The sequence below is a fragment of the Bradyrhizobium sp. BEA-2-5 genome, from assembly GCF_032918025.1.
GTDB lineage: Bacteria > Pseudomonadota > Alphaproteobacteria > Rhizobiales > Xanthobacteraceae > Bradyrhizobium > Bradyrhizobium pachyrhizi.
This window is the reverse complement of record NZ_CP136629.1, coordinates 5,240,795-5,258,845: the sequence shown is the minus strand read 5'-3', so window position 1 is coordinate 5,258,845 and position 18,051 is coordinate 5,240,795. Positions and strand designations below refer to the sequence as shown.

At 62.7% G+C, this 18,051-nt stretch carries 17 protein-coding genes and 1 pseudogene; 12 read left to right on the top strand and 6 right to left on the bottom strand.

Annotated features, from left to right (window positions below; genetic code table 11):
- Window positions 1–132 precede the first annotated feature (132 nt).
- Entirely contained in the window at window positions 133–1,314 is a 1,182-nt protein-coding gene (locus tag RX327_RS24760) for a DUF2336 domain-containing protein (protein WP_317247394.1), read from the top strand.
- A 68-nt stretch (window positions 1,315–1,382) separates the two neighbouring features.
- Here the strand turns inward: RX327_RS24760 and RX327_RS24755 are convergent, their stop codons facing one another.
- From RX327_RS24755 to RX327_RS24745, 3 genes are all read right to left on the bottom strand, one after another.
- Window positions 1,383–1,961, bottom strand: a complete 579-nt coding sequence (locus tag RX327_RS24755) for an Hpt domain-containing protein (RefSeq protein WP_317247393.1) — start codon at window positions 1,959–1,961, stop codon at window positions 1,383–1,385.
- Between the two features lie 9 nt (window positions 1,962–1,970).
- Complete coding sequence (locus RX327_RS24750) at window positions 1,971–2,516, bottom strand: response regulator (protein WP_008549760.1); 546 nt, start codon at window positions 2,514–2,516, stop codon at window positions 1,971–1,973.
- A 103-nt stretch (window positions 2,517–2,619) separates the two neighbouring features.
- Window positions 2,620–3,399, bottom strand: a complete 780-nt coding sequence (locus tag RX327_RS24745) for an NAD kinase (RefSeq protein WP_317247392.1) — start codon at window positions 3,397–3,399, stop codon at window positions 2,620–2,622.
- 163 nt (window positions 3,400–3,562) lie between these two features.
- Here RX327_RS24745 and RX327_RS24740 point away from each other — a divergent pair, with 163 nt between their 5' ends.
- A complete protein-coding gene (locus tag RX327_RS24740; protein WP_317247391.1) occupies window positions 3,563–5,173 on the top strand; it encodes a S10 family serine carboxypeptidase-like protein in 1,611 nt (536 codons plus the stop codon).
- A gap of 375 nt (window positions 5,174–5,548) precedes the next feature.
- Here the strand turns inward: RX327_RS24740 and RX327_RS24735 are convergent, their stop codons facing one another.
- Complete coding sequence (locus RX327_RS24735; RefSeq protein ID WP_317247390.1) at window positions 5,549–6,445, bottom strand: DUF2189 domain-containing protein; 897 nt, start codon at window positions 6,443–6,445, stop codon at window positions 5,549–5,551.
- A gap of 546 nt (window positions 6,446–6,991) precedes the next feature.
- Between RX327_RS24735 and coxB the strand changes: the two genes are divergently transcribed.
- The 9 genes and pseudogenes from coxB to RX327_RS24690 all read left to right on the top strand — a co-directional run bounded on the left by coxB (window position 6,992) and on the right by RX327_RS24690 (window position 15,504).
- Window positions 6,992–7,825, top strand: coding sequence for a cytochrome c oxidase subunit II (coxB, locus tag RX327_RS24730; protein ID WP_317247389.1), 834 nt, complete (start codon window positions 6,992–6,994; stop codon window positions 7,823–7,825).
- Window positions 7,826–7,908: 83 nt separating this feature from the next.
- Window positions 7,909–9,684 (top strand): cytochrome c oxidase subunit I, encoded by a 1,776-nt coding sequence (gene ctaD / locus RX327_RS24725; RefSeq protein ID WP_317247388.1) that lies wholly within the window; start codon window positions 7,909–7,911, stop codon window positions 9,682–9,684.
- Complete coding sequence (locus RX327_RS24720) at window positions 9,681–10,385, top strand: cytochrome c oxidase subunit 3 (RefSeq protein ID WP_050384758.1); 705 nt, start codon at window positions 9,681–9,683, stop codon at window positions 10,383–10,385. The genes ctaD and RX327_RS24720 overlap by 4 nt, the downstream gene beginning before the upstream one ends.
- A 14-nt stretch (window positions 10,386–10,399) precedes the next feature.
- Entirely contained in the window at window positions 10,400–11,122 is a 723-nt protein-coding gene (locus RX327_RS24715) for a heme-copper oxidase subunit III family protein (protein WP_317251313.1), read from the top strand.
- Between the two features lie 8 nt (window positions 11,123–11,130).
- Window positions 11,131–11,539: pseudogene (locus RX327_RS24710) on the top strand (cytochrome C oxidase subunit IV family protein).
- A 140-nt stretch (window positions 11,540–11,679) separates the two neighbouring features.
- The gene (locus tag RX327_RS24705; protein WP_317247387.1) at window positions 11,680–12,591 is read left to right on the top strand and encodes a heme o synthase; all 912 of its coding nucleotides are present in this window, start codon (window positions 11,680–11,682) and stop codon (window positions 12,589–12,591) included.
- Window positions 12,592–13,043: 452 nt separating this feature from the next.
- Window positions 13,044–13,208, top strand: a complete 165-nt coding sequence (locus RX327_RS24700) for a hypothetical protein (RefSeq protein WP_167350399.1) — start codon at window positions 13,044–13,046, stop codon at window positions 13,206–13,208.
- Between the two features lie 150 nt (window positions 13,209–13,358).
- Window positions 13,359–13,796 (top strand): DUF5658 family protein, encoded by a 438-nt coding sequence (locus tag RX327_RS24695; RefSeq protein WP_028335342.1) that lies wholly within the window; start codon window positions 13,359–13,361, stop codon window positions 13,794–13,796.
- Window positions 13,797–13,950: 154 nt separating this feature from the next.
- Window positions 13,951–15,504, top strand: coding sequence for a winged helix-turn-helix domain-containing tetratricopeptide repeat protein (locus RX327_RS24690; RefSeq protein ID WP_050384762.1), 1,554 nt, complete (start codon window positions 13,951–13,953; stop codon window positions 15,502–15,504).
- A 141-nt stretch (window positions 15,505–15,645) separates the two neighbouring features.
- Here the strand turns inward: RX327_RS24690 and RX327_RS24685 are convergent, their stop codons facing one another.
- The gene (locus RX327_RS24685; protein ID WP_244482053.1) at window positions 15,646–16,152 is read right to left on the bottom strand and encodes a hypothetical protein; all 507 of its coding nucleotides are present in this window, start codon (window positions 16,150–16,152) and stop codon (window positions 15,646–15,648) included.
- 371 nt (window positions 16,153–16,523) lie between these two features.
- The gene (locus RX327_RS24680; RefSeq protein WP_028335346.1) at window positions 16,524–17,405 is read right to left on the bottom strand and encodes a LysR substrate-binding domain-containing protein; all 882 of its coding nucleotides are present in this window, start codon (window positions 17,403–17,405) and stop codon (window positions 16,524–16,526) included.
- Between the two features lie 181 nt (window positions 17,406–17,586).
- Between RX327_RS24680 and RX327_RS24675 the strand changes: the two genes are divergently transcribed.
- Window positions 17,587–18,048, top strand: a complete 462-nt coding sequence (locus RX327_RS24675) for a (2Fe-2S)-binding protein (protein ID WP_317247386.1) — start codon at window positions 17,587–17,589, stop codon at window positions 18,046–18,048.
- The last annotated feature ends 3 nt before the right edge of the window (window positions 18,049–18,051 follow it).

The following is an 18,051-nucleotide window of genomic DNA, read 5'->3' as shown; positions in this document are numbered from 1 at the left end:
TCGTTACGGCTTTAACGAAACGTCAATAATCCCAAACGTTTATGGTGAACGCTTTGTTAAGCGTCATGGTTTATTTTTCCTTGCAGTGGCGTCGTATGTCGATGCCGTTTCGTTGCGTAAGCCGGAAGGACCATGATCGTTCGGCAGTTTATTAGTTGGATTAGGACCGCTCCAGCAGGTGAGCGAGCAGAGGCGACACGGGCGCTGGCGCGGGCCTGGCTGATCTCAGACCTTTCTGCAGACGACCGCATCGCCGCCGAAGGCGCGCTTCTGATGCTGCTCGACGATCCCTCTCCCCTGGTGCGGCAGGCGATGGCCGAGGCCTTTGCCCGCAGCGCCGAGGCGCCGGCCGCAATCGTGCGGGCGCTGTCAACGGATCAGCCGACCGTCGCGCTGCCGGTGCTCGAACATTCCCCGCTGCTGATCGACGCCGACCTCGTCGACATCGTCGCGACCGGCAACGAGGAGGTGCAATGCGCGATCGCGCGCCGCATCAATCTGCCGGCCTCCGTCGCCGCCGCGATTGCCGAGGTCGGCTCGGCGGCCGCCGCATTGGAGCTGATCGAGAATCCCCACGCCGAGCTCGCCCCGTTCTCCTGGGACCGCATCGTCGAGCGCCACGGCCATCTCGCCGCGATCCGCGAGGCGATGCTGGTGCTGGAGGATCTGCCGGCCGCAACGCGCGCGGCGCTGGTGGCAAAGCTCTCGCAGACGCTGGCGCAATTCGTCGTTGCGCGAAACTGGCTCGGCAGCGAACGGGCCGACCGGATCGCCGGCGAGGCCAGGGAACGCTCCACGGTGAACATCGCCGCGCGCGCCTTCGGCGACGACATGCAGAACCTGATCACGCATCTGCGCGCCACCGGGCAATTGACGGCCGGGCTGATCCTGCGCGCGCTGCTGTCGGGCAATCTCGATCTGTTCGGGGCGGCGCTCGCCGAACTGTCCGGGCTGCCATATGGCCGCGTCTCCGCACTGTTGAACGACCGCGGCGGCAACGGCCTGCAGGCGCTGCTGCGCCGCGCCGGCCTGCCTGAATCCACCTACGCCGCGTTCCGCGTCGCGCTCGAGGCCAGCCACGAGGTCGGCTATGTCGACAGCGGTGACGGCGCGGCGCGGCTGCATCGCCGCATGGTGGAGCGGGTGCTGACGCATTGCGAGACCGATCATTCGGCGGCCGAGCCGCTTCTGATCCTGCTGCGCCGCTTCGCGACGGAATCGGCCCGCGAGGACGCGCGGATGTTCTGCGAGGAGATCGCCGCGGAAGACGCGATCGCGGTGCTGCCCTACGACGACGATCTCATCGCGGCCTGAAGGCCGCGTTTCCTTCCCATTGATGGATGCTTGAGTGGCTGCCGCAGTGCGAGCAGCCGGCCGCGCAGCTATTCGCCTGGCACGATGCTCGGAGCGAGGATCGCCTCGAGGTGCTCGGGACGGTCGCGGTTGGCGTGGGTCAGGAATTCATCGGCGATGCCGCGGAGCTGCTTGCTCAGCACGCCGGCGACGACCGCGGTGTCGAGCTTGGTGCGGTTGCGCACGATCGCCTGCACGGCGTTGATGTGGTGCGCAATCAGCTGCGGCGGCACGGCGCCGAGATCAGGCGCGTGCTCGATGACGCGGCACAGGCTCTCCGCGATTCCCGCTGCCGAAGGAAAGCCGAACGTCGCCGCATCGCCCTTGATGTCGTGTGCGGCGTGGAACAGCTCGTCGCGCGTCTTGTCGCTGAAGCCCTCGCGCAGCACGGTGGCGTGTGCGGCGGAGAGGCGGTCGGCTTCGATCGCCATCCAGTCCTTGAACTCACCGGAGAGGCTCGCGAGCGCTTGTTCGGCGCGGCCGACCGGATCGTCGAGATCGCTCTCGGGGACGCGCAGCAGCATCTTGCGCAGCGGATTGGGTTGCGTGATGACGTGGTGCGTGCCGAAACTCTTGACCTCGATCGTCCCGGGTTTGTCTTTCGCCATGGCGATGTCCTAGATGGACGAGCGGGCCTTGTCGAGCAGCGAGGGCTGCTGCAGCACCTCGTGCTTTTCGCCGACGCGGCGCTCGGGGCCCATATAGGCGGAGTTGGTGTTGCGGCGCCGGTCCGGCCCGAAATAGGTCTTGGTCTTGATGAAGGGGCGGGGATTGGCGACCACGTTGAGGATGCGCTGATAGAGGCCCTTGGCCGAGATCGGCTTGGCCAGGAATTCGGTGACGCCGGCATCGCGCGCGACCGTGACGCGACGCTTCTCGGAATGGCCGGTCAGCATGATGATCGGTGCGTAGGGGTTGCCCTTCGATTCGGGCTGCCGGATCATCTGCGCAAGCTCGAGCCCGTCGAAGATCGGCATGGCCCAGTCGGTGATGACGATGTCGGGCACGTAATGGCTGTACATTTCGAGGGCCGTGGCGCCGTCCTCGGCTTCATAGACCTCGCGCGCGCCGAAGGAATGCAGCAGCGTCCGCAGGATGCGGCGCATGTGCGGATTGTCGTCGCAGACGAGGAAGCGAAGCTTGTTGAAGTCGATGCGAAACATGGTCCGGCCCTGATAGGGCATACCGGGCCAATGCGGTATTACCCGACGTTAACCATATCCCGTCCGGGGTTAATGATTGGTTGCCGGGCAGGGGCAGGCGCCGTCAGTAGCCGAACTGCTCGCGCAGGATACGTTCTTCGAGGCTGTGTCCTGGATCGAACAGCATCCGCATCGAGATGGTCCTGTCGGAGAGCACCTCGACGCGGCGGACGTCGCGGACCTCGTCGTGGTCGGCGACCGCCGCTACGGGACGCTTCTCGCCCTCCAGCACCTCGATCACGACATAGGCCGTGTTGGGCAGCAGCGCGCCGCGCCAGCGGCGCGGGCGGAAGGCGCTGATCGGTGTCAGTGCCAGCAGCGCGGCGTTGATCGGCAGGATCGGTCCCTGGGCGGAGAGATTATAGGCGGTGGAGCCCGCCGGCGTCGCCACCATGATGCCGTCGGCGATCAGCTCGGACATGCGCTCGCGCTCGTCGATCAGGATCCTCAGGCGCGCCGCCTGGTAGGTCTGCCGGAACAGGGCGACCTCGTTGATGGCGTGGTGCAGATGCACCCGGTCATGCATGTCGGTCGCGCGCATCAGGAGCGGGTTGATCAGCGACTCCCGCGCGGCGGCAAGCCGGGTGCGCAGATCGTGCGTCGAGTACTCGTTCATCAGGAAGCCGACCGTGCCGCGGTGCATGCCGTAGATCGGCTTTCCCGTGTGCATGTTCTGGTGCAGCGTCTGGAGCATCAACCCGTCGCCGCCGAGCGCGACGACGACGTCGGCATCCGCGGGTAGATGGTTGCCGTACATTTCCGTCAGCTGCTCGAGCGCCGACTGCGCTTCCACGCTCGCGCTGGCGACGAAGGCGATCTTGTCATACCGCTTGGAGCTGGCCATTCGCTCACGAACTCGTTTGGCACGGAACACGCCGCGCTCGTCTATACATCCCGGGCGGCCTTGTCGAGATGGTCCGGGAACGGACCGCATGCCACGCCGGCGCCGCCAAACTAGCGCAGTTTGCTGCTGGATTGCGTAAATCGGGGCGCAGGGAGTGAACGATATGGCTAACAGTCTTGCGACACGGCTCGCCGCGGCGTTGCTGGTGGCCTGCCTTGCGACCGCGGCGCGAGCCGACGATGACGTCCCGCAGCCATCGCCGTCGCCGAGCGCGCAGACCCCAGGCGGCCAGAACCCAAGCGGCCAGAACCCAGGTGGTCAGAACCCGAGCGGCCAGAAGGGGCGGGCAGGGCGCGGAGGCGAGGCCGGCGCCGGCACTGCTGCCAATGCGGCTGCCGCCGAACAGCACCGCCTGCCGCCGGACTCCACGACCAAGCAATCGGTCGCGCTGCCTTCCCGCACGCTGAACTTCAGCGCGACCGCGGGTTCGATCCGCGTGTTCGACGACAAGGGCGAGCCGCTCGCCGACATCGCCTATACGTCCTACCAGCTCGACGGCGCCGAGAAGGCGAACCGGCCGGTGACCTTCCTGTTCAACGGCGGTCCGGGCTCCGCGTCGGCCTGGCTGCAATTCGGCAATGTCGGGCCGTGGCGGCTGCCGTTCGACGGCGCGGTGTCCTCGGCCGCGCCCGAGCTGCAGGCCAATGCCGACACCTGGCTCGATTTCACCGATCTTGTCTTCATCGATCCGGTCGGCACCGGCTACAGCCGCTTCGTCACGACGTCGGAGGAGGCGCGCAAGCGCTTCTACTCCGTCGACGGTGACGCCAATTCGATCGCGCTCGTGATCCGCCGCTGGCTGGAGAAACATGATCGGCTGACCTCGCCGAAATACGTCGCCGGCGAAAGCTATGGCGGCATTCGCGGCCCGAAGGTCGTGCGCAATCTGCAAATGCAGCAGGGCGTCGGCGTCCGCGGCCTGGTGCTGATCTCGCCGGTGCTCGATTTCCGCGAATATACCGGCTCCAGCCTCCTGCAATATGTCGCAAGCCTGCCGACCATGGCGGCGGTGGCGCGACAGACGAAGGGGCCGGTGACGCGCGAGGATCTCGCCGACGTCGAGGCTTACGCGCGCGGCGAATTCCTGACCGACCTCGTCAAGGGCGAGGCGGACAAGGAAGCCACCAATCGCCTGGCCGACAAGGTCGCCGTACTCACCGGCATCGACCAGGCGGTGAGCCGCAGGCTCGCCGGCCGCTTCGACGTCGGCGAATTCCGCCGCGAGTTCGACCGCAAGAACGGCAAGGTGACGGGGCGCTACGACGCCTCCGTGCGTGGCTTCGATCCCTATCCGGACTCCAGCTATTTCCGTTTCAACGATCCGTCCGGCGATCCGCTGATGGCGCCCTTGACCAGTGCCGCCGTCGACCTCACCACGCGCAAGCTGAACTGGCGGCCGGACGGCTCCTATCACCTGCTCAGCGAAAGCGTGAACAAGGCCTGGGAGTTCGGTCACGGCATCAGTCCGGCGGAGTTGGTGACGCAGCTTCGCCAGGCGCTGGCGCTCGACCCCAACCTGAAACTCCTGGTCGGCCACGGCCTGTTCGATCTCGCCACGCCGTACTTCGCCTCGAAGATCATCCTCGATCAGTTGCCGGCCTTCGCGGGCCCGAGCCGCACCAGGCTCGCGGTCTATCCCGGCGGCCACATGTTCTACTCGCGCGACGGATCGCGGCAGGCGTTCCGCAGCGAGGTCGAGGCGCTGATGAAGTGAGGGGGCGTGGCAGTTCGGATAAAGTCACCCGCGCCACGCCCGCAGCCGTCGTCCCTGCGAAAGCCGGGACTCATGCGCCGCGGCTCGTGTTGTGATCGGGACTCGTCGTCCCAACGTCGCGCAACAATCAACATTTGTGATTATGGGTCCCTGCTTTCGCAGGGACGACAGTGAGTTTGTTGGGATGCCCGGGGCAAATATTCTCGTCGTCCTGGCGAAAGCCAGGACGACATCGATTGTGTGGCACGGCCGACATCCACATTCGTCGTCCCGGCCCCCCGTGCGCAATTGCGCACTGGGCCGGGACGACGCTGAATTGTTGCGGCATTGGTGCCATGCACCCGCATTCTCGCGACATGATTCGCGCGAAACCGCTTAGCGCTCACGGCTCCACGGGAAGAGATTGGCCGGGAAATCCGCCGCGTAGCGGTGACCGATCGGCGGGCGGGGCTCTTCTTGCGGAGGATTCCGGTCGGGCTCGACCACCTTCCTGTAAAGATGCCAGGTCGCATGACCAAGCACCGGCAGAACGACGCAGAGACCGACGAAGAATGGCAGTGAGCCCACCGCCAGCAATACCGCAACGATCAATCCCCACGCGGCCATCTCAATTGGATTCATCATCACGGCCCGTATCGAGGTGCGGATCGCATCGATCGCGGTCGCATGTCGGTCGAGCATCAGTGGAAATGAGACGACGCTGACGCACAGGGCAACCAGGGCGAAAAGGAAGCCGACGCCGCATCCGACGATGATGAGCGACCAGCCTTCGGGCGTCGTCAACACGCGCTTTGCGAAATCAGGGATGCTCGCAGCAGGCGCATAGCCGAACGTCATGATGTAGATCGCGTCCGCGGTGGCGATCCAGACCCCGAACAGAACGAGCAGGAGAACGCCAAGTTCGAACATGGCGCCGAACGACGGCGCGCGCAGCACCTGCATTGCATCCCAGGCTCCCGGCTCCTCTCCGCGTTCGCGTCGGCGGCTCAGTTCGTAGAGGCCGAGGCCGGCGAAAGGACCGATCAGGGCGAAGCCGGCGGCGAACGGAAACAGCAGCGGCAGTACCGAATAGCCAAGGACCATCCTGAACAGGGCAATACCGAGCACGGGATAAATCACGCACACGACTACCGCGTGACTTGGCATGGCCTTGAAGTCTTCCCAGCCGAGGCGCAGCGCCTCGCCGAGGTCGGAAAGGCTGATCTTGCGAACGACGAAGGCGGTAGAGACGCCAAACAATTGCAGTTTGGGTCGTGCGAACACCGTGGTCATGGCTCCGGTCTCCTTGCTTGTGGCCGCAGGGGAACGGAGCGCCATCAATACACGCACATCCGCCTCATGCGCGAAAATCGCGACTGAGTCCGGCAAATCAAATTCAACCAGAAGGAGCTTGCCGGACGACATCGGTCGCAACCGGTCCAGTAAAACTAGTCCGATGCGCGGCAGAAGCAAGGTGACGAATGCGGTCGGGAGAATTGTGCAGATGCACAAACGAGATCTTGCGATGCACCATGCGATAGGGGAGGACCGATCAGTGTTCGCGGCATCCAATGCATTCCCGCCAACACGTGCCCGACAGCGGCGGGCATTACTCCTCTATTGACGTCTGGCTCGATGGGTACCATGTTGATGCTTGACGCCCCCAGCTCCGATGAGGTTGCGGCCGTGACGTTGAGTTTTTGTCATGTCCCAGCATCGCGACCGGCAGAATGGGCGAGGCAAAAGCCACGGTGATGGTGAACGTGAGACCATCCCTCTGACGTGAGCTCCGCCCTTTCGTTCGTCTCCGCAGCCTTCAATGGCAAGGAGGAATGAGGGATGGTTGTAGCGATCTTACTGCTCCTGGTCGCGGTCGGCTCGGTGCTGTTTCACATCTACAGCCCGTGGTGGTGGACGCCGATCGCCACCAACTGGCGTTACATTGACGACACCATCAGCATAACCTTCTGGATCACCGGAGCGGTTTTCTTCGCGGTCATCGCGTTCATGGCCTATTGCGTCTTCCGCTTCCATCACAAGGAAGGAAGGCAGGCGGCCTACAATCCCGAAAACAAAAAGCTCGAATGGTGGCTCACCATAGCGACCGCGATCGGCGTTGGAGCCATGTTGGCTCCCGGCCTGGTGGTTTGGCACCAGTTCGTCACCGTTCCCGCCGACGCGACCGACGTCGAGGTCGTTGGACAACAGTGGATGTGGAGTTATCGGCTTCCGGGAAAGGACGGCCGGCTCGGCACGTCAGATGCGCGCCTGATCAGCTCCGACAATCCACTCGGGTTGAATCCCAATGATCCGAACGGGCAGGACGACATCGTCGTGCAAAACGAGGATCTGCATCTGCCGGTCGGGAAGCCGGTGAAGGTGCTGCTCCGCTCGATCGACGTCCTGCATGATTTCTACGTGCCCGAGTTCCGGGCGAAGATGGATATGATCCCTGGCTCGGTGACCTACTACTGGCTCACGCCGACCCGCACCGGAACCTTCGACGTCCTCTGCGCGGAGCTTTGCGGTGCCGCGCACGCACAGATGCGCAGCAAGGTCGTCGTGGAAGAAGAGAAGGAATATCACGCGTGGCTGGACAAGCAGCACACGTTCGCCGCCTTGTCCGGCCAGCGCAACGTCGCGAAGGCCGCGTACAAGACTGGCAGTGAATGAACATGCCGACGAGGATCGGCCGGATGTTCTGCCGGATATGAAGTGAACTCGTCGCTGAGCGGAAGACCAAGGAGGGTATTCCGATGGTCGATATCCCGTTTGATCAGGTCGCAGGCATTCCGCCCGCCGAAGTCGCTGAGGTCGAGCTCTATCATCCGCACAGCTGGTGGACGAGGTACGTCTTTTCGCAAGACGCCAAAGTCATCGCCATCCAGTACTCGCTGACGGCGATGGCAATTGGATTGGTGGCCCTCGTGCTGTCATGGCTGATGCGGCTGCAATTGGGATTTCCCGGCACATTCTCTTTTATCGATGCAAATCAATATCTCCAGTTCATCACCATGCACGGCATGATCATGGTGATCTACCTGCTCACGGCATTGTTTCTGGGCGGCTTCGGCAACTACCTTATCCCGCTGATGGTCGGCGCCCGGGACATGGTGTTCCCCTATGTGAACATGCTGAGCTACTGGGTCTACCTGCTCGCAGTGTTGGTGCTGGCGTCGACCTTCTTCGTGCCAGGCGGGCCGACCGGCGCCGGCTGGACGCTGTACCCGCCGCAGGCGATCCTTTCCGGCACCCCCGGGCAGGATTGGGGCATCGTTCTGATGCTGGCGTCGCTGATCCTGTTCATCATCGGCTTCACTATGGGCGGGCTGAACTACGTGGTGACCGTGCTGCAGGCGCGCACACGCGGCATGACGTTGATGCGTTTGCCCCTGACGGTGTGGGGCATTTTCACAGCCACGGTGATGGCATTGCTGGCTTTCCCGGCGCTGTTCGTCGCCTCCGTCATGATGCTGTTCGACCGCTTGCTGGGAACCAGCTTCTTCATGCCCGCACTCGTCGAGATGGGCCAGCAGATGAAATACGGCGGCGGCAGCCCGATCCTATTCCAGCACCTGTTCTGGTTCTTCGGCCATCCTGAGGTCTACATCGTCGCGCTTCCGGCCTTCGGCATCGTTTCCGATCTGATCAGCACCCACGCGCGAAAGAACATTTTCGGCTATCGCATGATGGTCTGGGCCATCGTCGGAATCGGCGCGCTCAGTTTCATCGTATGGGCGCACCACATGTATGTGAGCGGCATGCACCCGCATTTCGGGTTCTTCTTCGCCACCACGACGCTCATCATCGCCATCCCGACCGCCATCAAGGTCTACAACTGGGTGCTGACCCTGTGGCGCGGCGACATTCATCTCACCGTCCCGATGCTGTTCGCGCTCGGCTTCATCGTCACGTTCGTGAACGGCGGGCTCACGGGCCTCTTCCTCGGCAACGTTGTCGTGGATGTCCCGCTTTCGGATACCATGTTCGTCGTCGCGCATTTCCACATGGTGATGGGGATTGCGCCGATCATGGCCGTGTTCGGCGGAATTTATCATTGGTATCCGAAGGTCACCGGGCGGATGCTCAATGACGCGCTCGGACGCTTCCACTTCTGGGTGACGTTCATCGGGGCCTATGCGGTGTTCTTCCCGATGCACTATCTCGGCCTGCTCGGGATGCCGCGCCGCTATCACGACATCGGCGAGACCACCTTCGTCCCGGCATCCGCCCATGACCTCAATGCGTTCATGAGCGTGGCGGCGCTGATTGTCGGCTTCGCTCAGCTCGTCTTCCTGTTCAATCTGGTCTGGAGCCTGTTCAAAGGAAAAGAGGCGGGCGGCAATCCCTGGGGCGCCACCTCACTGGAGTGGCAGACGCCGGAGACCCCGCCCGGGCACGGCAACTGGGGCAAGGAGCTCCCGGTGGTCTATCGCTGGGCGTATGACTACAGCGTACCAGGCGCCGCGCAGGACTTCATTCCGCAGAACGAACCGCCGGCCAAGGTGCTGGCCCAGGGAGCCCATCCGTGAGTGCCATCGTCCTGTTCATTGCTACGATTGCAGCGATCGCGGGGTGGTGGCTCTCGCAGCAACGGCTGGCCGCCAAGCCGTGGCTGGAGCAGGGCATTGCCGTCGATCTTCGCGGCGAGCGCGGCTCTTCGGTGCCGGCGGCGAAAATCGGCCTCGGTGTTTTCCTCGCGGTGGTCGGCTCGCTGTTCGCGCTCCTGATTAGCGCCTATTCGATGCGCACCACCATGGTGGACTGGCGCGAGCTGCCGCTGCCGAGGCTGGTGTGGTTCAACACCGGCGTCCTCGTCATCAGCAGCGTGGCGCTACAATGGGCGCTGACGGCCGCTCGCCACGACGACCATGACGGCCTGATCGCGGGCCTGTTGGTCGGCGGTGCATCGGCCGTGATGTTCCTGATCGGGCAGCTCGTGGTGTGGCAGCAGCTCAACATCGCCGGCTATGTCATGGCGTCGAATCCGGCCAATTCCTTCTTCTATCTGATCACCGCGCTCCATGGGCTGCACGTGACCGGCGGCCTGGTAGCGCTCGGCAGGGCGACCGTAAAGCTGTGGCGCGGTGCGCCGATGACGCAGATGCGCCTGAGCGTCGAGCTTTGTACCATCTACTGGCATTTTCTGTTGCTGGTGTGGCTGGTCCTGCTCGGTCTGCTGACGGGCTGGACCGACAATTTCGTCGACATCTGTCGCCAGTTGCTCACCTAGCGAGGCAGGAAGCGATGACCGAAACCACACTCGCAACCCCCAAGGCGCGGCCCGGAACGATACCCGGATTGCGAGGCATCGCCGCCGATTGGTCCTCGGATCAGCGCGCATTCAAGAATGTCTCCTGGGGGAAGGCCATGATGTGGATCTTCCTCCTCAGCGACACCTTCATCTTCAGCTGTTTTCTGCTGTCCTATATGACCGCGCGAATGTCCACGACGGTGCCATGGCCGAATCCGAGCGAGGTATTCGCCCTCGAGATTGCGGGGCACCATATCCCCCTCATCCTGATCGCCATCATGACCTTCGTCCTGATCAGCAGCAGCGGGACCATGGCGATGGCCGTCAATTTCGGTTACCGCCGCGATCGCGTCAAAACCGCAGTCTTGATGCTGGTCACAGCGGCACTCGGCGCAACGTTCGTCGGAATGCAGGCCTTCGAATGGACCAAGCTGATCATGGAGGGCGTGCGGCCCTGGGAAAACCCCTGGGGCGCGGCGCAGTTCGGCTCCAGCTTCTTCATGATCACGGGCTTCCACGGTACTCACGTGACAATCGGCGTGATTTTCCTGATCGCCATCGCGCGAAAGGTCTGGCGGGGGGACTTCGACGTCGAGAGGCGCGGCTTTTTCACGAGCAGGAAGGGGAATTACGAGATCGTCGAAATCACCGGCCTTTACTGGCACTTCGTCGATCTGGTGTGGGTGTTCATCTTTGCCTTCTTTTATCTGTGGTGAGGTCGCGCATGACAGAAGCAGCGGTACATGTGGAAGGGCAGGCAGCACAGCATGCGCTACACAGCTATGTGCATGGTGCGGTGGCATCGGGCGCCGCGCATGCGGAGGGACAACAGCATCCGATCAAGCTCTATCTCGTGGTCTGGGGATGGTTGTTCGTCCTCAGCACGTTCTCCTATCTCGTCGACTACTTTCGGTATCCACGGCTATCTCAGATGGTCGCTGATCCTGCTGTTCATGGTGTTGAAGGCCGGCTTGATCGTCGCCGTCTTCATGCATATGGCCTGGGAGCGGCTGGCGCTGGTCTATGCCATCCTGCTGCCGCCGGTGGCGGTGCTGGTTTTTGTCGGGATCATGATGTTCGAATCCGACTATACGCATCTGCTTCGGGTCATGTTCTTCGCGTCAGCAAGCTAAGAACGGGACGGCCATGACCGCGTGGGTCATGCCGGATAAGGCAAGGTGTCCCGAAGGCGGAGGACACGCCACATCGTCCGGAACCCTGCGAAGCAGGCCTTCAACCGATGGCATTTTCGAACCGACGAGGAATTAATCTCATGCAAATCAATCGTTCAATTCTCGTTCGCGGGAGCTATGCCAGCATCGGGGACTATGTCGCGCTGACGAAACCGCGCGTTATGTCGCTGGTCGTCTTTACCGCACTCGTCGGTCTCATGGTCGCGCCGGGCGGCATCGATCCCTTCGCCGCTATCGTTGCTCTTTTTTGCATAGCTGCCGGAGCTGGCGCCGCAGCTGCGCTCAACATGTGGTACGACGCCGACATCGATGCGTTGATGGCGCGTACCGCCATGCGTCCAATTCCCAGCGGCCGTGTATCGCGCTCGGACGCATTGGTTTTCGGATTGATGCTTGGCACGTGCGCCGTTCTGAGCCTCGGCACCTTCCTGAACGTGGCCGCGGCTGCGCTGCTTGCTTTCACAATTTTCTTCTATGTCGTCGTCTACACGATGTGGCTCAAACGCCGAACACCGCAAAATATCGTCATTGGCGGTGCGGCTGGCGCACTCCCTCCGGTGATCGGCTGGGTTGCGGCCGCCGGAAGTGTTGGGCTCGAACCGCTCATCCTGTTCCTGATCATTTTCCTCTGGACGCCACCCCACTTCTGGGCACTGTCGCTCAATCTTGCCGGAGAATATGCTCGCGCCGGGGTGCCGATGTTGCCGGTCGTAGCCGGCAAGGCCGAAACAAAGCGCCAGATTCTTCTCTATAGCGTTCTTCTGGTTCCGATCTCACTGATACCCTGGGCGCTGGGGTTTGCGGGAGCCATCTATGGCTCGGCTGCAGTGATGCTTGGAGCGATCATGATTTTTCTCTCATGGCAAGTACGTCGGAGCGATGACAAGGAAAGACGCCCCGCTCGTCGCCTGTTCGTGTTTTCGATGCTCTATCTGGTCCTTCTTTTTGGTCTGTTGCTGATGAATGCTGCACCCTACGCTCAGTCCCACTGACTGAACGCATTCGAATCGACAGCCCGCAGGACAATATTCGGAAAAAGCGAGTATTGTTGCCGAGCGGGCCTGCGCCGTTGGGCAACTCAGTGATTGAATTTCGCGAAGCACCTGCCAGGGACGCCCCTAGCGCTCGTCCCGCATATATGGACTTCGCTGGGAGACGAGTCTCAAGTCTTGATCTGCCGACATCGTCTGGAGCCCGTGCATATGTGGCCCGGTCGCCGGGTTGCCCAACAGGATCCAGGCGATAGCGCCCGTGGCCAGCATTCCGCCGCAAATAACCAAAAGGTCCCGCCTCATCGCGCGTCCTCCGCATGCGGTCATTTCCAAGCATAAATCAGGCCAATCCATTCGGGCACGGAGAGGTGCGGCGCACAGGATAGCGTTGGACAAGCAGGACAGGCTCGCCCTAAGCTTCGCCCATTGCAGCAACCAGGCGCGGTTCAAGAATGGACTGGTCCTACTATCTCGGGGGCACTGCTATTGTCCTGCTCCTTCTTGCCTATCGGCTGCATGGCGGGCTGTTTAGGAAGAATTCACTGCGGGACGAGAAGCTAAATCGACTGATTGATGAACGCATCGGACGCTTGGACCTGAAGCGCCGCAACGATTGAACCGCCCTGAGGCGGCACCTCGAGGCCAACGCAACGCCACTCTCCGGAATCACCCTTACGGCGACGGCAGAGCTACCTTGGTCTCCCGAGATGACCATCTCGGCAGATGATACTTTTTTGTGGTTTGAAAAGAGATATTTGAGCAATCGTATGAAAGTCTGGGTCTATACCGACACAAGCAAGCCCGTTGGCGAGCCGGAGCATCTGAAGATTTTCGCGACCAATGACGCCGCGCAGTCGTGGTTCAAGCGAAACGTACCGGAGGGCGTCGCATTTGCTTACGAGATTATTCTGGGGCCACGTTACCTGGCCAAGACGCTCCTCGTGCTGTCCGTGCTGCTTCTTGGCATCGCCGATCTCTACACCACCAACACGATCCTGAATCTCGGCCTCGGCGAGTTGAACCCGTTCATGCATGTCGCTCAGACATGGCTCGGCCCCTGGTGGCTGATCCCGAAGCTCGGTTTGACCTATTTCATGATGTGGCTGCTTTGGCGCAGCAACAACCCTTACAATATCGCGATCGTGGCGGCGTTTTGCTGCACGCCCGTACTCAATAATCTTCTCATCATAGCAAGCACGAAGTAGGGCGCGTCATAGCCGGCACGAGGTCGCCGCGAGAGCGCCGGGTAGGCTTGACCGGTGGCTTACATTTTCCTCACCTGCAGCTTATTCTGCGATTTCCGGCCAGCCCAAGGCGCTACCCAATTATCGGGGGCTCTTATCCAGGGGGATTCGCATCTTGCGCTATCTCTTCGAGGATTACGCGTTCGACCTTGACCGGCGCGAGTTGTATCGCGGGGCGGACGTCGTCCGCATCGCACCGCAGGTGTTCGATCTGCTCGATTATCTGATCCGCAACAGGGAGCGCGTCGTCAGCAAGGACGACCTCATCAATGCCGTTTGGAACGGGCGCAGCGTTTCGGATGCGGCACTGACGACCCGGCTGAATGTCGCCCGAAGCGCAATCGGCGATACCGGGGAGGAGCAGCGGCTGATCAAGACGTTGCCACGCAAGGGATTCCGTTTCGTCGGACAGGTGCAGGAGGCGCGAGAGGTTGCAGGTCCGGATCCGGGCGATGCGCCCGAGAGCGCCCCTGCGGTACCCGACAAGCCCTCCATCGCCGTGCTGCCGTTCGCGAACATGTCCGGCGATCCCGAGCAGGAGTACTTCGCGGACGGGATGGTTGAGGAGATCACGACCGCGCTTTCGCGGTTCAAATGGTTGTTCGTGATCGCGCGCAATTCGAGCTTCACCTTTAAGGGCAAGGCCGTCGACATCAAGGAAGTCGGGCGCCGGCTTGGCGTGCGCTATGTCCTTCAGGGGGCAGTGCGCAACGCGTCGGGGAAGGTCCGCATCACCGGCCAGTTGATTGAAGCGGCTACGGGCGCACACATCTGGGCGGACAAGTTCGAGCGTGACATGACGGATATTTTCGCGTTGCAGGACGAAGTCACGGCCGCCGTTGTCTCAGCCATTCAGCCAAAGCTGTTTCAAGCAGAAATTGCGATGGCAACGCGGCGGCGACCGGAAGACCTCACCGCATATGATTTCTATCTGCGGGCTATACAGCAGGTGCGGCCAGCGACCCGCGAAGGGTTGGCCAAGGCGGTCCGACTGGTCCAGCGGGCCTTGGAGCTTGACCCTGGGTTTGCCGAGGCCGCTGTCCTGGCAGGAGCCTCTCACACGGAAAACGTGGTTAGGGGCTATGCTATCGATCCTCAATTCGACCGCAAGGAAGCCATTCGGCTGATGCGCTTGGCATTGAGCCTCGACGATGGTGATCCAAGCACGTTGGCAAGTGCTGCCTTGACCTCGGCACTTTTGGTCGGCGATCGTGAGACTGAGATCGAGATGTCCGACCAGGCGGTTAAGCTCAACCCGAATTCATATCGCGCGTGGAACTGCAGAGGCTGGGTCTACAAGATTGCGGGGCAGCCAGAGGAAGCGATCCGGAGTTTTGAACGTGCGATGCGCATGAGCCCGGTAGACCCGCAACTATACACGGCGTTTACCGGGATGGGATTTGCCCTTATCGAGCTTCGTCGCTTTGACGAGGCCATCATTGCAGGGAAGAAAGCCCTCCGTCAGAACCCTTCCTATCCAGGGCCATACCGCTGCCTCGCATCCGCTTTCGCCCATCTCGGACGGGACGCTGAAGCCCGTGAGGCGGCGGCTCGCATGCTTGAGATCGATCCTGCGTTCACGATATCGGCGTGGATCGCCCGGAGCCAGCTATCGAAAACGGCGAAGCTGATGATCGAGGGTTTTCGGAAAGCGGGATTGACCGAGTGAGCCGTGCTCGTCTGCATCGACAGGCTGATCTATAGGGCGCGCATTCGCGAGAGCCGAATGTTCGTGACCCAACCAGTGGTGCCTCCGCCAGGGCAGGCGCGAGACATCACTGGCGCAACATCGGCTCGCCCGCTGCGGCGATTACCGGCAGTAGTCCCAGAACCCCTGCGTCCGGGACGGATCGGTATAGTACCAGCACATGCCGGGTGCCGGCGCGGCACCGGCCCACGCCGCAGCCGTTGCCGCCGACACGACCCCGATGGCAGCGCCGGCCGCGATTGCGCCGCCCCTTGGCCAGTAATACCGGCCCGGACGCGCCCATCCGCCACCTCCTACCACCGTTCGGCCGCGAACCGCGACGTTGCCGCGCGGCCCGACGACGGCGGTGCGGCCGCGATAGGCGCCACCGCGCGGCCCAACGGCCGCGCCGCCACGGTGAACGACGGCACCTCCGCGGGGACCGACCGCTGCGCCGCCACGGCGGCCGGCCGCGCGGACTGCAACGACGTCGGATGACTGCGCGACGTGATTACCGATCGGCATCGCGCCGAGCAGCGTTGCGGACGCCGATTCAAGCGGCATCGTCGCAATGATCGAGGCGGTCAGGATGGACGCTGCAAGCATCGTAGTACGCTTCAAGTCAAGCATCAGTGTATCTCCTGCTAAATTCGGCTACGTCCACCGATCGATCCGGTGGGCGCGGCACTGTCCCCCGTCGATCAGCCCGCTGCTGGACTCGATGCCGTCCGAGTTCGAAAAGACGAGACTGCCCGAGAGATGACCGCTGGACATCTGGGGCGCGTCAAGGCGCGCGCCGCGAACGGCGTCGCTTAGATCTTCAATTCTCGAGCTGGGAAGGCGCGTCCAAACCTCGGCAGGCAGCATGTCGCGCCTCACTTGAACGGAAGCCGCCCGGCATCGGCGCGACGGCCTCATTGCACATTCTCATCCTACGCGCTCCGTCGCGATGTCACAACCTTGGCCAGTCGCGTTGAGCGGTTTGGCCGCGGCGATCTGTCTCACCCGTACGTCTCCACGATGAAGTCGATCAGCGCGCGCAGCTTCGGTGTCATCTTGCGGTGCTTCGGCCACAGGATCTGGCGTGCGCGGGTCTGCGTCGTGTAGTTTGGCAGCAGGACCTGCAGCCGCCCCGCGGCGATATCGTCGGCCAGCAGCTCGTCGCGCATCAGCACGATGCCGGCGCCCGCCAGCGCCGCATAGCGGATGCCGAACGCGCTGTTGATGAAGAGGCGGCTCGCGACATCGACATGCACTTCGCCCTCCGGCCCCGAGAATGTCCATCGCTGCCCGTCCGACCAGCCCGGGTAGCGCAGGCATTCATGGCGGGCGAGATCTGCCGGATGGGTCGGCGTGCCGCGTTCGGCGAGATAGCTCGGCGCTGCGCAAACCACGCCGGTATAGGGCGACAGCGAGCGCGACATCATGGTGGAGTCGGTCAGCGTGCCGACCCGGATCGCTGCATCCAGCCCTTCCTCGAGCAGATCGACCATCCTGTCGCTGAGGATGAGGTCGACCGAGACTTCCGGATATTTCTTCATGAAGCGGACCAGCGCGGGCGCCAGGCTATACGACCCGAAGGCGACCGAGGTCGCGACCCGGAGCTTGCCGCGCGGCGCGCTCAGGGCCTCCTCGACCAGCGCGTCGCCGGCCTCGGCCTGTTCAAGCAATTGCTTGCAGTGATCGAGATAGCTGCGGCCGAGCTCGGTGAGGCCCTGCCGTCGGGTCGACCGGTTGATCAATTGCGAGCCGAGCCGGTCCTCGAGAAAGCGGATATGCTTGCCGATCATGGTCGGCGACATCCGCAACTCCTTGGCGGCGGCGGTGAAGGAGCCGAGATCGGCGACGCGGGCGAACACGGACATGCTGGTCAGTCGGTCCATGATTATAAACCAATGGTTATTTCACTGCGGATGAAAGCGCCACTTATAGGGCGTGGGAACTGCATTTATTACCATGAGTGAGCAATTGGCGCGATCCTGCGCCATGCCCTTGGAATCTGGCCCGGACGCGCCCGGAGGGGCGTCGTCCGCGCACGTCTCGAACCAGGACAGGAGTGTCACGATGCCCTTCCAGATCACGATCAATGGGACCAGTCATTCGGTCGATGCCGACGGCGACACGCCGCTGCTGTGGGTGCTGCGCGACGTGCTGGGCATGACCGGCACCAAGTTCGGCTGCGGCATGGCGCTGTGCGGCGCCTGCACGGTGCATCTCGACGGCAGCGCGGTGCGCTCCTGCATCACCAGCATCGACAGCATCGGGGAGTCCAGGATCACCACCATTGAGGCGGTCGGCAAAACGCCGGCGGGCAAGAAGATCCAGGACGCCTGGCTCGCGCATGAGGTGCCGCAATGCGGCTACTGCCAGTCGGGGCAGATCATGTCGGCGTCCGCGCTGCTCGCGGGCAAGGCGAAGCCGACCGATGCCGATATCGACGAAGCGATGTCCGGCAACATCTGCCGCTGCGGCACCTATGTGCGCATCCGCGAGGCCATCAAGCAGGCCGCGCAGTCGGGAGGTTGAGCC

Bases quoted from the DNA above. Each gene is read 5' to 3' on its own strand.
- RX327_RS24760 (WP_317247394.1), top strand. From the start codon at position 133: ATGATCGTTCGGCAGTTTATTAGTTGGATTAGGACCGCTCCAGCAGGT.
- RX327_RS24755 (WP_317247393.1), bottom strand. From the start codon at position 1,961: ATGGCGAAAGACAAACCCGGGACGATCGAGGTCAAGAGTTTCGGCACG.
- RX327_RS24750 (WP_008549760.1), bottom strand. From the start codon at position 2,516: ATGTTTCGCATCGACTTCAACAAGCTTCGCTTCCTCGTCTGCGACGAC.
- RX327_RS24745 (WP_317247392.1), bottom strand. From the start codon at position 3,399: ATGGCCAGCTCCAAGCGGTATGACAAGATCGCCTTCGTCGCCAGCGCG.
- RX327_RS24740 (WP_317247391.1), top strand. From the start codon at position 3,563: ATGGCTAACAGTCTTGCGACACGGCTCGCCGCGGCGTTGCTGGTGGCC.
- RX327_RS24735 (WP_317247390.1), bottom strand. From the start codon at position 6,445: ATGACCACGGTGTTCGCACGACCCAAACTGCAATTGTTTGGCGTCTCT.
- coxB (WP_317247389.1), top strand. From the start codon at position 6,992: ATGGTTGTAGCGATCTTACTGCTCCTGGTCGCGGTCGGCTCGGTGCTG.
- ctaD (WP_317247388.1), top strand. From the start codon at position 7,909: ATGGTCGATATCCCGTTTGATCAGGTCGCAGGCATTCCGCCCGCCGAA.
- RX327_RS24715 (WP_317251313.1), top strand. From the start codon at position 10,400: ATGACCGAAACCACACTCGCAACCCCCAAGGCGCGGCCCGGAACGATA.
- RX327_RS24705 (WP_317247387.1), top strand. From the start codon at position 11,680: ATGCAAATCAATCGTTCAATTCTCGTTCGCGGGAGCTATGCCAGCATC.
- RX327_RS24700 (WP_167350399.1), top strand. From the start codon at position 13,044: ATGGACTGGTCCTACTATCTCGGGGGCACTGCTATTGTCCTGCTCCTT.
- RX327_RS24695 (WP_028335342.1), top strand. From the start codon at position 13,359: ATGAAAGTCTGGGTCTATACCGACACAAGCAAGCCCGTTGGCGAGCCG.
- RX327_RS24685 (WP_244482053.1), bottom strand. From the start codon at position 16,152: ATGCTTGACTTGAAGCGTACTACGATGCTTGCAGCGTCCATCCTGACC.
- RX327_RS24680 (WP_028335346.1), bottom strand. From the start codon at position 17,405: ATGGACCGACTGACCAGCATGTCCGTGTTCGCCCGCGTCGCCGATCTC.
- RX327_RS24675 (WP_317247386.1), top strand. From the start codon at position 17,587: ATGCCCTTCCAGATCACGATCAATGGGACCAGTCATTCGGTCGATGCC.